Here is a 12650-nt window from a genome sequence, read left to right on the forward strand (position 1 = left end):
CCTCAGAGTTGGCCGACGTCGGTGATCCGGACGACCGCCGCGCCGACCTCGTCCGAGGCGATCAGGTCGATCTCGGCGCTGATGCCCCAGTCGTGGTCGCCGTTGGGGTCGTCGAAGCTCTGCCGGACGGTCCACCGCTCCCGGCCCTGCTCGATCATCAGCAGAGCCGGCCCGCGGGCGTCCGGACCGACGCCGATCGAGTCGTACTCCTCGAAGTAGGGCGCGAGCGCGTCGGCCCACGCGTCGTAGTCCCAGCCGTCGCCGGCGTCCAACTCGGCGAGCAGATCCCAGCGGCGTAGCGCGGCCAGTTCCACCCGGCGGAACAGCGCGTTGCGCACCAGCACCCGGAACGCCCGCGCGTTGCGGGTCACCGCCGGCGGCCGATCGGTCAGGGCGGCGTGCGCCTGGGCGACCTCGGCCACGTCGGACGGGTTGCGCAGCCGCTCCCACTCGTCGATGAGGCTGGAGTCGACCTGGCGGACCAGCTCGCCCAGCCACTCGATAAGGTCGATCAGCTCCTCGGTCTTGGCGTCCTCGGGCACGGTCTGGCGCAGCGTCTTGTACGCGTCGGCCAGGTAGCGCAGGACGAGGCCCTCCGAGCGGGTCAGCCCGTAGAACTGCACGTACTCGGTGAAGGTCATCGCCCGCTCGAACATGTCGCGGACGACGGCCTTGGGGGAGAGCTGGTGGTCGGCGACCCAGGGGTGGCCCTGCCGGTACATCTCGTACGCGGCCTCCAGCAGCTCCGCGAGGGGCTTCGGGTGGGTCACCTCGTCGAGCAGTTCGAGGCGCGCCTCGTACTCGATGCCCTCGGCCTTCATCGCGGCGACCGCCTCGCCGCGCGCCTTGAACTGCTGCGCGGACAGGATCTGCCGGGGGTCGTCGAGGATCGACTCGATCACGCTCAGCACGTCGAGGGCGTACGACGGGGACTCGGCGTCGAGCAGCTCGATGGTGGCCAGGGCCAGGGGTGAGAGCGGCTGGTTGAGCGCGAAGTCGAGCTGGAGGTCGACGGTGAGCCGGATACGGCGACCGGTCTCGTCCGGCTCGGGCAGCTCTTCGACCACCCCGCCGGCGCGCAGCGCCCGGTAGATGGCGATGGCCCGGCGGATGTGCCGGCGCTGCGCGGCGGGCTCCTCGTGGTTGTCGGTGAGCAGGTGCCGCATCGCCGTGAACGCGTCCCCGGGCCGGCCGATGACGTTGAGCAGCATCGAGTGGCTGACCTGGAAGCTGGAGGTCAGCGGCTCCGGTTCGGCGTCGACAAGTCGGTCGAAGGTGGGCTGGCCCCAGCCGATCGAGCCCTCCGGCGGCTTCTTGCGGACGACCTTGCGGCGCTTCTTCGGGTCGTCGCCGGCCTTGGCGAGGGCCTTCTCGTTGTCGATGACGTGCTCGGGGGCCTGCACCACGACCCGCCCGATGGTGTCGTAGCCGGCCCGGCCGGCCCGCCCGGCGATCTGGTGGAACTCCCGGTTCTTGAGCAGCCGGGTCCGCACCCCGTCGTACTTGGACAGGCCGGTGAACAGCACGGTGCGGATCGGCACGTTGATGCCGACGCCGAGGGTGTCGGTGCCGCAGATGACCTTGAGCAGGCCGGCCTGGGCGAGGGTCTCCACGAGGCGGCGGTACTTGGGCAGCATGCCGGCGTGGTGCACGCCGATGCCGTGCCGGACCAGCCGGGACAGCGTCTTGCCGAAGCCGGAGGTGAACCGGAAACCGCCGATCGCGCTCGCGATCATGTCCTTCTCGGCGCGGGAGCAGACGTTGACGCTCATCAGCGCCTGGGCGCGTTCCAGCGCGGCGGCCTGGGTGAAGTGCACGACGTACACCGGGGCCTGCTTGGTCTCCAGCAGCTCTTCCAGGGTCTCGTGCAGCGGCGTCATGGCGTACGAGAAGATCAGCGGGACCGGCCGCTCCGCCGAGCGCACGACGGCGGTCGCCCGTCCGGTACGGCGGGTCAGGTCGTCGACGAACCGGGTGGTGTCCCCCAGGGTGGCGGACATCAGGATGAACTGGGCCTGCGGCAGCTCGATGATCGGCACCTGCCACGCCCAGCCCCGGTCCGGCTCGGCGTAGAAGTGGAACTCGTCCATGATCACCTGGCCGACGTCGGCCTTCGTGCCCTCGCGCAGCGCCAGGTTGGCCAGGATCTCCGCGGTGCAGCAGATGATCGGGGCATCGGCGTTGACGCTGGCGTCGCCGGTGAGCATGCCGACGTTCTCGGCGCCGAAGACCTCGCACAGGGCGAAGAACTTCTCCGACACCAACGCCTTGATCGGCGCGGTGTAGAAGGTCGTCCGGCTGTCGGCGAGGGCGGCGAAGTGCGCGGCGATGGCCACCAGGCTCTTGCCCGAGCCGGTGGGCGTGTTCATGATCAGGTTGGCGCCGGAGACGATCTCGATGACCGCCTCCTCCTGATGGGGGTAGAGGTCGAGGCCGCGCTCCTTCGCCCAACCGGCGAACGCGTCGAAGAGGGTGTCGGGGTCGGCGCTTGTCGGCAGCGCGGCGGTGAGCGTCATATCCCGTCCATGGTGCCTGGATCATGCCCCCGCGCGCCAACCCGGCCCCCGCCGGACCCCCGTCCGGGCGCCCCGGGCGGCCCTGTGGGCGTCCCCGACGCCGCTCCGGGGCTCCGTGCGGGCGTTCCGGCGGTCACCGGCGGCGGTACAGCAGGTCCGCGACGGGCCGGCCGGCGGTGATCGCGCGCCGTTCGAACTTCGTCACCGGGCGGTGCGCCGGCCGCGGCGCGAAGCCGCCGTACGCGTCCACCAACTCCGGGTCCGCCTCCAGGGTCGTCCGCATCGCCTCGGCGTACTCGGCCCAGTCGGTCGCGCAGTGCAGCGTGCCGCCGGGCCGCAGTCGGGACCGCAGCAGCGCCACGTGCGTCGGCTGGATGATCCGCCGCTTGTGGTGACGGGCCTTCGGCCACGGGTCCGGAAAGAAGACGTGCACGGCATCCAGCACGCCCTCGGGAAGGCCGCTGACCAGGGACAACGCATCGCCCTGGGCCACCCGCACGTTCCGCAGACCGTGCCGGTCCGCCAGGTCGAGCAGGTTGGCGATTCCCGGCGTGTGCACCTCGACCGCCAGATAATCTCGATCCGGGTCGGCGGCAGCCATCGCGGCGGTGCTGTCGCCCATGCCCGAGCCGATCTCCAACACCACCGGCGCCCGGCGACCGAACAGGTCGGCCAGGTCGACGGGCACGACCGGTCCGTCCGGCACATCCAGGCCGTACGCGGGCCAGAGGCGGCCCAGCGCGTCCGTCTGCCGGTCGCTCATCCGACCTCGACGGGGGTGGAACGTGCGGATTGTCCGGCTCACGGGCGGGGCGGCGGGGTCGTGCTCGGTGGCGGTCACAGCGATCCGAGAGTACGCGACGCCGCCGACGAATCGGATGTGATGTGCGACCGGAAATGAGAGGATCCAACTGGTACGGCAGGTCGGGGGTTCCGCTGCCCGACTCGGCCGCGCGGCGTCGAGAGGGGGCATCGTGACAGTGACCCGTGGCGGCGTGCTCCTGTCGGTGCTGACCGTGCTCGCCAGCCCCCTGCTCGCCTCCCCTCCCGCGTTCGCGGCTCCCGTGCCGGTGGCCTCGGTGCTGGCTGCTCGCGTGCCTGTCGCCTCGGTGTTGGCTGCTCGCGTGCCGGTCGTCTCGGTGCTCGCGGCTCCCGTGCCTGTCGCCTCGGTGTTGGCTGCTCCCGCGCCGCAGCCCGAAGGCCCACCGGGTGGCGCGCCCCAGCCGACGCCGATAGACATCTTCGTCGAGGTGAGCCCCAGCACCGTGCAGCCCGGCTACCTGGTCGGGATCCGGGCCAGTTGTCAGGACAACTCGGTGGGCGCCACAGTCGTCTCCGACGCCTTCGGCGCGGTCGGCGTACAGCCGCAGGGTGGGGTGCTCACCGCCGCGCCGATGGTGCGCGAGCGGACGCGTCCCGGCAACTACCGGGTCAAGCTGGAGTGCCGCGACGGGGAGACCGCCTCGACCATGCTCCAGGTGGTCAAGAAGGTCCCAGCGCATCCCAGTCGCGGTCCGGCCACCGGCTTCGGTGGCGGTGCCGACGGAATGACCGGCAAGCTGCTGCTACCCGGCGGCGCGGCGCTGACCATCACCGGGTTGATCCTCGCCATCGTGGCGCTACGCCGGCCACATGCCCTCCGTGCCGCTGCGCGTCGCTGAGCCCGTCATGGAGATCTTCCACCCCCCGCCGCCGCCCGGTTCCCGCCAACCGGGCGCTTCTGGCTCGTCGCCTCCGGCCGGTGCCCGTCCCCCGACGGGCGATCGTGGGCTGGCCTCGGATCGGCGGGAGATGGTCGCCCGCCCGCCGGTGGACGATCGTGGGCTGGCCTCCGAGCGCCGGCAGATGGCCGCTGGCCCGACGGTGGATGATCGTGGGCTGGCCTCGGACCGGCGGGAGGTCGTCGCCCGTCGGCCGATGGATGATCGAGCGGTGGGCTCCGACCGACCGGTGGTCGCCGCTCGCCCGCCGACCGCCGTGGCGCCTCGGCGGAGCCGGCCGACCGGCCGCAGCCCCTGGTCGGTGCCGTTGGCCGTGGTGCTGGTGCTGGCGGGGGTCTTCGCCACCGGGGCGGGGCTGGGCCGTTCGGTCGGCCCGCTCGACTGGGCTCCGGCCGGCGGGGACCGACCCGCGCGCAGCGAGTCGGTCGGGTTGTCGGCCAGCCGCCCGGTGCGCCTCACCGTGCCCGCCATCAAGGTGGCCGCGCCGGTGGCGCCCGTCGGGCAGGCCCGGGACGGCTCGATCGCCGTACCGCCGCTGGAGCGGCACAACGAGACCGGCTGGTACGACCGTGGGCCCACGCCCGGCGAGCCCGGCCCGGCGGTGATCGTCGGGCACGTGGACACCAAGAGCGGACCGTCGGTCTTCTACGATCTGGGCAAGCTGAAGCCGGGCGACCTCATCGAGGTGGCCCGGGCGGATCGGTCGACGGTGATCTTCAAGGTCGACACCGTGGAGCACTTCCCGAAGGATCGGCTGCCCGCCGAGCGCATCTACGGCGACGACGGCCCCGCCGGGCTGCGGTTGATCACCTGCGGCGGCCAGTTCATCGGAGGCCGCACCGGTTACGCCGACAACGTGATCGCCTTCGCCACCCTCCAGTCGTCCCGCAAGCCCTGACCCGCGCGCCTGGCCGCCCGCTACGGCTTGATCGACTCGGGTTCATGAAAGTCGGGGTGTCAGCCAGACCCGGACAGCCCGCTTTTCATGAACCCGAGTGGATCAACCGGGACGGCGCGGGCAGGTCGGCCCGGCGTCAGCTCAGGAAGGCGAGGAGTTGGCGGGTCGTCTCGTCCGGGGCCTCTTCCGGGATGAAGTGCCCGACTCCGACCGGCTCGCCGCGTACGTCGTCGGCCCACTCCCGCCAGATCGCGAGCGGGTCGTCGTAGAGCTTCGCGACCTGACCACGTTGGCTCCACAGGAACAGGACCGGGCAGGCGATCTTGCGGGTGCCGCGGTCCGCCTCGTCCTGCTGGTAGTCCAGCGTCGCGGCCGCGCGGAACTCCTCGCAGATGGCGTGGACCGTGGCGGGATCGCTGAACTGCCTGACGTACGCCGCGCGTACCTCGGGTGGGAAGGCGTCCTTCACCTCGGGCCAGGTGTCGAGCATGAAGTCGACGAGCACGGCCGGCGCCGCGTCGATGAGGCGTTCCGGCACCGGGAACGGCGCGGCCAGGAAGGACCAGACCCAGTAGGAGAGGCTGAACGTCCGGTCGGCGCGGTTGTAGACGTCGCCGATGGGCACGACGTCCAGGACGGCGAGCCGGGTGACGGCGTCCGGTTCGTCCAGCGCGAGACGGTACGCGCACCGGGCTCCGCGATCGTGGCCGACGAGCCGGAACCGCTCGTACCCCAGGCTCCGCATCACCTCGACCTGGTCGCGGGCGATGGCGCGCATGCCGTACGGCTCGTGATCCGCGGTGCTCGGCGGTTTGCCGCTGTCGCCCCAGCCCCGCAGGTCGGTGGCGACGACGGTGTACGTCTCGGCGAGCCGCGGCGCGACCCGGTGCCACATGAGGTGCGTCTCGGGAATGCCGTGCAGGAGCAGGACCGGCGGCCCGCTCCCACCCCGGAGGCCGTGGATCGTCGCTCCGGACGTGGCGACGTCGAACTCTTCGAACCCGTCGAACATGGCCGCGATCCCCCGTGACTGTCTGGATTTGCCGGTGCCGACGGCTTGCCGCGGGCAGCGCGACTGACGGTCGACGCTGTCGGGCTGCCCGGGCGGCCGGAGCTACCCGGTCGACGCACTACGACGCTAACAGCGCAAACCGCCCCTTTGCCCCGGGTTCACGCGGGCGGAGGATCCGCGGAGTCTGATCCACTCGGGCTTCCGGAAACCGCGGCATCCCACCGCCGGGGACACCCCGGTTTCCGCAAGCCGGAGTGGATCACCCCTAAGCGGCCGGTCAGGCTGGGCGGGCAGGCTGGGCTGGGCTGGGCGGGCAGGCTGGGCTGGGCCGGGCGGGCGGTCAGGGCTGGGGGATGTGCAGGGCCACCTCGAACTCCAGCAGGGTTGGGCCGGGCGGGCGGTCAGGGCTGGGAGACGTGCAGGGCCACCTCGAACTCCAGCAGGCTGGCGCCCGTGGCGACCGGGGGGCGCGGCTTCTCACCGGGGGTGGCGGCGTGCGCGGCCCGCGACGGGCCGGCGGCCCAGGCCTGGTACGCCTCCTCGGTCTCCCACCTCGTGTAGACGAAGTAGCGGGTCTCCCCGGTCACCGGCCGGAGCAGCTCGAAGCCGAGGAAGCCGGGGGAGTTCTCCACCGCGCCGGCTCGGGCGGCGAACCGCTTCTCCAACTCCGCGCCACCGCCGGGCGGAACCTCGATTGCGTTGATCTTCACGACTGCCATCTGCCCACCCTAGCCACCGCGCTGCGCGTGTGAGTGCGCCACCGCGCTGCGCGCGGGAGTGCGCCACCGTGCTGCGCGCGGAACGGAGGCCCCGCTCAGAACGCCTCGACCGCGGGCACCAGCTCCGCGTCGACCACGATCGGGGCGTGGTCGGAGGGGCCCTTGCCCTTGCGGGCCTCCCGATCCACGTAGGCCGCAGCGACCGCGCGGGCGAACGGCGCGGACGCGTACACCAGGTCGATTCTCATGCCCTTGTTCTGGTGGAACATCCCGGCCCGGTAGTCCCAGTAGGTGAAGGGGTGCGGCCCCTTCATCGGGGTCGGCACCACGTCGACGAGGCCCAGGTCGCGCAGGGCCGCGAGCGCCGCCCGCTCCGCCGGGGTGACGTGGGTGGAATGGGTGAACACCGCCGGGTCCCAGACGTCGGCGTCGGTCGGGGCGACGTTGAAGTCGCCGCAGACGGCAAGCGGGAGCCCACCGGACAGCTCGGCCTCCACCGCGTCGCGCAGCGCCGCGAACCAGGCCAGCTTGTACGCGTAGTGCGGGTCGTCGGGCGTCCGGCCGTTCGGCACGTACACCGACCAGACCCGGACCCCGTCGCAGGTGGCGGAGATGGCGCGGGCCTCCGGGGCGGGAAAGCCGGGCTCACCGGCGAACCCGACCCGGACGTCGTCCAGCCCGACCCGGGACAGGATGGCGACCCCGTTCCACCGGCCGTCGCTGTGGCTGGCCACGGTGTAGCCAAGCGCGCCCACCTCGGTCACCGGGAAGGCGCCGTCCGGGCACTTGGTCTCCTGTAGGCAGACGACGTCCGGCCCGGTGTCGGCCAGCCACTGCAGCAGCCGGGGGAGGCGGGCCTTCACCGAGTTGACGTTCCAGGTCGCCAGGCGCATGCCCCCAGCCTGCCGCATCCGCCCCCGGCGCGCCGGCTCAGCTGCCCGGGGTGTCGCCGGGACGGGTCTGTTCGGCCAGGAACCGTTCCAGTTCCGCGCCGAGTTCGTCGGCCGTGGGCAGCGGCCCGGCGTCCGGGGCGAGGAGGTTCTTCTCGCCCCGGCCCCGGGCGAACGCGTCGTACTGCTCCTCCAGGGCCTGGACCAGGGCGGCGGCGTCCTCGGTCTGCGCGACCTGGCGGTCGATCTCCACCCGGACCACCTCGGCGGCCGAGCGCAGCCCGTCGCCGGGCAGCAGCAGCCCGGTGCTGCGCGACACGGAGGTGAGCAGCACCTCGGCGGCGGCCGGGTACTCGGTCTGCGCCACGTAGTGCGGCACGTGGGCGGCGAAGCCCAGCGCGTCGCGGCCCTGCTCGCCGAGGCGGAACTCCAGCAGGTGCCCGACGCTGCCGGGCACCTGGACGCGTTGCAGCCAGGGCTCGTACCCGGCGATCAGCTCGGGGCGGGTGGCGTGCGCGGTCACCCCGGTCGGTCGGGTGTGCGGCACGGCCATCGGGATCGAGTTGAGCCCCACGGTGAGCCGGACGTCCAGGCGGGCGGCCAGCCCGGCCACGGCGGCGACGAACCGCTCCCACTGCAGGTCCGGCTCGGGGCCGGTGAGCAGCAGGAACGGGGTTTCGTCGTCGTCGTGCAGCAGGTGCAGCTCCAGCTTGGGCGCGTCGACGCTCTCCCAGTGGTCCTCGACGAAGGTCATCACCGGTCGTCGCGACCGGTAGTCGAAGAGCTGGTCGACGTCGAACGTGGCGATGGGCCGGCCTTCCAGCGAGGTGAGCAGCTGCTCGCGCGCCAGCCGGCTGGCGTTGCCGGCGTCCACGAACCCGGTGAGGGCCTGGATCAGGACCGGTTGCCCGAGGTCGGGCAGATCGTCGGTGAGCTGGTAGAGCTCATGTGGGTCGAGCACCGGTGCGGACCTCCCTGAAATGTGCCTGCGGGGTGCCCACGCGACGGAGGGCACCCGTTCGGGCAACGTACCCGCCATCCTGGTGCATTCCTGCGCCGGGCGATCCGTCGCCCGGTGGTCGGGCGTGACCGGACTAATCACCCGATTATGCCGCCGGGTGGGGGTGCGGGGGGCCGATCGGCCGAGGCGCGGTTCGGCCGAAAGGCCGAGTTTGTCGATCATGTCAGGCCCGTGGGCCGGATGTCCGGCCCTCACACCGCCCGTGCCGGCCTGCGTGTGGCGCCGGCTTCATCCGGTACGCGAGGAACGTTCCCCGGCCGGGCCGACCCGCCCGGGTCGTCCACCAGTACGGCCCCGATCTGTGGTGATCGCCACGTGATCACCGTGCGTAATCGGGGTCTCTCTCTGCCTAGCCTCGGCTGATGCGTGACGACGGCACCCTCGACGACCCGTACGCCCCGAGCAGTCCTACTGCCGATACGGAGGATGGCACCTCAACCGAACGGACAACCGCCGCGAGTCGCCTCCGGGCGTACACCCGGGACCTGGCCGGTCGACGCCGGGCGCAGGTGGCGCTGGCGACCGGCGTGGTCTGCTGCCTCGGCCTGGCCGCCGTCGCGCAGGTTCGGGACGAGACCGCGGATGCCGCCACCCGCCGCGACGCGATCTCCGGCGCGGAACTGGCGCAGCGTGCCGAGCAGCAGCGCGCCTCCCGTGGCCTCGACCGCACCGCCGCCCCGACGACTCCCGCCGCGTCCGCCACGGCGACTCCCGCCGACCCGGACACCACCGCGCCGGCTCGCAAGGCCGCCCCGGCCCGCCCGACCAGGCCGGCGCCCGTCGCCGGGCTGGACCAGGACCAGATGGAGAACGCCGAGGCGATCGTGCGCGCCGGCCGCAAGATGGGGGTGCCCCGCCGAGGGCTGGTGATCGCGGTCGCCACCGCCATGCAGGAGAGCAACCTCTACAACGTGGCCAGCGGTGTGCTGCCCGAGTCGCAGGACTACCCGCACCAGGGCGTCGGCTGGGACCACGACTCGGTCGGGTTGTTCCAGCAGCGTTCCAGCAGTGGCTGGGGCCCGGTGGGTCGGCTGATGGACCCGGAGTTCGCGACGCGGCAGTTCCTCGCCGCGCTGGAGCAGGTGCCCGGCTGGGAGCGGATGCGGCTCACCGACGCCGCCCAGGCCGTGCAGGTCTCCGCGTACCCCGAGTACTACCAGCAGCACGAGTGGCGGGCCACCCGGGTCGTCGACGCCATCGTGCCGGCGGGGCGGTAGTCTACCGCCCACTATGGACGGTCAGGGGTTGAGGCTGTCGGATCCCGGGTACATGTGTTGCAGGTTCGGGGTACACATGACTGAGGGACCATCGACAGGAGGACGCCATGTCACTGATGCAGCGGATCACCACGTTCCTGAGATCGCCCAAGGGGCAGCAGATGGTCGAGCGAGGTCGTCGAGAGATGGCCAAGCCCGCCAACCAGCAGAAGCTCAAGGGCCTGGCGGCCAAGCTGTCCAACCGCCGCCGCTGACCGCTCCATCGGCCGCCCTGTCCGCCATTCCCATCCCACGGGAGACCCGGTGACCGACACCCCGCCCGTCGGCGGCCAGCCCGCCGCCCCCACTCCCCAACCGTCCGTCGATCCGCCGGCCGGGTCGGCGGACGCCCCCGAGGGTCCGCCGGCCCGTCTGTGGGACCGGATGCGCGACGACCCCCAGTACGCTCCGGAGCACCTTGCCCTGGAGGCGGTGCGCCGACTCGGGCCGGAAGCCGAGCAGTGGGCCGACCGGGCCCGGGCCGAACAGCCCGGGGTCTCGGCCGACGCCCTGGCCGACCAGGCGGCCCGCAAGTTCGTCAACCTGGCCCGGCTGTCCGGTGCGGTCTCCGGTGCGGCCGGGCTGCCCGGTGCCGTGATCGACGTGGGCGTTCTGGCCTGGACCCAGGCACGCATGGTGTTGCACATCGCCGCCGCGTACGACGTCGACCCCATGCACAGCGACCGGGCCACCGATCTGCTGGTGCTGCAACGCGTGCACAAGGTCGCCGAGAGCGCCCGGCTGGCGCTCGGCGTGGCCGCCGGCCGGGAACGCGCCGACGCGCTCTTCGGTCTGGGCGGCCAGCGCCCGCTCGGTCGGGTGATGCTGCAACTCGGTGTCCGGCTGGCGCAGATGGCCGGAGTCCGGGCTGCCAAGCGGATCGTCGCCAAGATCGTCCCAGGTGCGGCCATCGTGCTCGGCACCTGGGCCAACTCGTCGGCCACGAAGGACCTCGCACAGCGTTCCCGGGCCCTCTACCGCCCTCGGGGCACCGCACTCCCGGGGCCCCGCCACCCCTGACGGTCCCCCTCCGGGACGGTCAACCGGCCATACCGGAGGGTCGCCAGGTCACCTCGGCGAGCCGGCTCTGCCCGGTGGCGTTGGGGTGGAACCAGTCCAGCGGGTTGAGCAGATCCAGGGTGAAGCGGACCCGGTGCGCCGCGCCGCCGTCGTGGCGACAGCGAGAGCCGTACGCCCGGCAGGCCGCGACCAGCTCGGCGTTGTACGCGTCGATCCGGTCCCGCACGGCGGCCCGGCGCTCCCGGTCGGCGGGCGCCGTCGAGGTCGCCTCGGCCAGCAGGGCCGGGCAGACCCCCCGCCGCCACGCGCGGACCGCCCGTGGGTCGTCGTGCCCGACCTCCCAGAGCCGGTACAGGTCGGGGATGCTCACCACCAGCACCCGGGCCTTCGGGCGGCCGGTCCGCAGCACCCGTAGCCCCCGGTCCACGTCGGCCCGGAACTGCGCCACCGGCGTCATCGCGTCCACCCCGCCCCGGCAGGCGTCGTTGGCGCCGATGAGCACTGTGACGTAGTCGGGGCGGTCGCGTACCGCTGCCTGGGCCTGACCTTCCAGGGCGTCGGCGCGGGCCCCGGCGCGGGCGTGGTTGTACGTCCGGTCGCGGATCGCCGAATTCTGGTCGAGCAGCCGCCGGTAGTGGCTCTGCACCCGCAGCCCGTCGCCGGTGGACCAGGAGTTGCGCTCGCAGGAGGTGAGCACCAGGCAGGAGGCGAAGCCGGTGGTGATCGAGTCGCCGAGCGCGGCGATGCCGCCCGGTCCGCTCGACGGGCCGCTCCTGGTGGGGCGGGGTGACGCGGAGGTGCCGCCCTCGCAGGCCAACGCGACAAGCGCTGCGAGACAGGCCAGCGCGGCGACCCACCGTCGAGGCATGACATCCCCCGTTCCGCAGCACAGAGCGACAGCGCGGTAACTCTATGCGCCAGACGTGGCGTGCCGGGAAGTTGCTGTCGGGTATGCGGCAGAGCCTCGGCGACAGCGTTCGGAGGTGCTTTAATCCCGCCGCCGTGCCGGCTGGGCGTGCAGCCACCGGTGCAGGGCCCGGGTGATCCGGGGCAGCACCAGATAGGTCATCAGCGGGGTCAGGCAGAGCGTCATCAGCAGCACCCGGGCCGCCAACGGCACGGCGGCAAGGAAGTGACTGGTCAGCAGGGTGGCGCTGAGGCTCAGCGGAAAGAACGCCAACCAGATGGTCACCGCCTGCTTCCACCTCGGCGGCGACACCGGCGCGACCGGCTCGACCGGGTCCACCGAGTGCTCCAGCGGCGGGTCGAACCAGCCCTCGATGCCGGTCCGCCGCTCGACGCGGGTGTGCTCGACGATGCCCTGGGCCGAGCTGAGCCACCAGCGCCGCTGCGGCGACTCCTCCCACCGGTGCAGCGTCTCGGCGTCGGCGAAGCGATAGAGCATGTGCCAGTCCGGCGAACCGGGGCCGCTCTGCACCCAACCGGCGCCGAGGAAACCCGGGAACGCCTCGGCCAACGCCGTGCCGGCCCGCATCCAGGCCACCATCTCGCTGGCCCGGGACGGATCGACACGGCGGGCGATGGCGACGGTCACCGGCACGGCGAGGGTCAATGACATGCGCCCATCGTGCGGGTC

The 12650-nt window shown here is 72.6% G+C and carries 13 protein-coding genes; 5 read left to right on the plus strand and 8 right to left on the minus strand.

All coding sequences use genetic code 11. The annotated features are described in order from the left end of the window. Positions 1-2 precede the first annotated feature (2 nt). The gene (locus ACGFIW_RS05745) at positions 3-2516 is read right to left on the minus strand and encodes a DEAD/DEAH box helicase (protein WP_393311115.1); all 2514 of its coding nucleotides are present in this window, start codon (positions 2514-2516) and stop codon (positions 3-5) included. 133 nt (positions 2517-2649) lie between these two features. Further along, the gene (trmB, locus tag ACGFIW_RS05750) at positions 2650-3279 is read right to left on the minus strand and encodes a tRNA (guanosine(46)-N7)-methyltransferase TrmB (protein WP_393311116.1); all 630 of its coding nucleotides are present in this window, start codon (positions 3277-3279) and stop codon (positions 2650-2652) included. A 208-nt stretch (positions 3280-3487) separates the two neighbouring features. Between trmB and ACGFIW_RS05755 the strand changes: the two genes are divergently transcribed. Together ACGFIW_RS05755 and ACGFIW_RS05760 are read left to right on the plus strand one after the other, a co-directional pair. Beyond that, complete coding sequence (locus ACGFIW_RS05755; RefSeq protein WP_393311272.1) at positions 3488-4177, plus strand: hypothetical protein; 690 nt, start codon at positions 3488-3490, stop codon at positions 4175-4177. Positions 4178-4433: 256 nt separating this feature from the next. Then, the gene (locus ACGFIW_RS05760; RefSeq protein WP_393311274.1) at positions 4434-5135 is read left to right on the plus strand and encodes a class F sortase; all 702 of its coding nucleotides are present in this window, start codon (positions 4434-4436) and stop codon (positions 5133-5135) included. A 136-nt stretch (positions 5136-5271) separates the two neighbouring features. Here ACGFIW_RS05760 and ACGFIW_RS05765 read toward each other — a convergent pair whose 3' ends face one another. The 4 genes from ACGFIW_RS05765 to ACGFIW_RS05780 form a co-directional block, all read right to left on the minus strand. Next, positions 5272-6147, minus strand: a complete 876-nt coding sequence (locus tag ACGFIW_RS05765; protein WP_393311117.1) for an alpha/beta fold hydrolase — start codon at positions 6145-6147, stop codon at positions 5272-5274. Between the two features lie 401 nt (positions 6148-6548). After that, complete coding sequence (locus ACGFIW_RS05770) at positions 6549-6866, minus strand: antibiotic biosynthesis monooxygenase family protein (RefSeq protein ID WP_393311118.1); 318 nt, start codon at positions 6864-6866, stop codon at positions 6549-6551. A gap of 95 nt (positions 6867-6961) precedes the next feature. Further along, positions 6962-7759, minus strand: coding sequence for an exodeoxyribonuclease III (locus ACGFIW_RS05775; RefSeq protein ID WP_393311119.1), 798 nt, complete (start codon positions 7757-7759; stop codon positions 6962-6964). A gap of 37 nt (positions 7760-7796) precedes the next feature. After that, positions 7797-8717 carry a PAC2 family protein gene (locus ACGFIW_RS05780; RefSeq protein WP_357077675.1) on the minus strand — a complete coding sequence of 307 codons (921 nt, stop codon included), beginning with the start codon at positions 8715-8717 and terminating at the stop codon, positions 7797-7799. Positions 8718-9139: 422 nt separating this feature from the next. Here ACGFIW_RS05780 and ACGFIW_RS05785 point away from each other — a divergent pair, with 422 nt between their 5' ends. From ACGFIW_RS05785 to ACGFIW_RS05795, 3 genes are all read left to right on the plus strand, one after another. Continuing rightward, positions 9140-9994: a peptidase M23 gene (locus ACGFIW_RS05785; RefSeq protein WP_393311120.1), complete on the plus strand. Its 855-nt coding sequence runs from the start codon at positions 9140-9142 to the stop codon at positions 9992-9994. 107 nt (positions 9995-10101) lie between these two features. Further along, positions 10102-10248 (plus strand): hypothetical protein, encoded by a 147-nt coding sequence (locus ACGFIW_RS05790; protein WP_357077681.1) that lies wholly within the window; start codon positions 10102-10104, stop codon positions 10246-10248. A gap of 49 nt (positions 10249-10297) precedes the next feature. Then, a complete protein-coding gene (locus ACGFIW_RS05795; RefSeq protein WP_393311121.1) occupies positions 10298-11053 on the plus strand; it encodes an EcsC family protein in 756 nt (251 codons plus the stop codon). Positions 11054-11072: 19 nt separating this feature from the next. Here ACGFIW_RS05795 and ACGFIW_RS05800 read toward each other — a convergent pair whose 3' ends face one another. Both ACGFIW_RS05800 and ACGFIW_RS05805 read right to left on the minus strand, forming a co-directional pair. After that, positions 11073-11921, minus strand: a complete 849-nt coding sequence (locus ACGFIW_RS05800; protein ID WP_393311122.1) for a GDSL-type esterase/lipase family protein — start codon at positions 11919-11921, stop codon at positions 11073-11075. A gap of 120 nt (positions 11922-12041) precedes the next feature. Continuing rightward, a complete protein-coding gene (locus tag ACGFIW_RS05805; protein ID WP_393311123.1) occupies positions 12042-12632 on the minus strand; it encodes an antibiotic biosynthesis monooxygenase in 591 nt (196 codons plus the stop codon). Positions 12633-12650 lie beyond the last annotated feature (18 nt).

The sequence above is a fragment of the Micromonospora sp. NPDC048935 genome (assembly GCF_043197875.1).
In the GTDB taxonomy this organism is placed as follows: domain Bacteria; phylum Actinomycetota; class Actinomycetes; order Mycobacteriales; family Micromonosporaceae; genus Micromonospora.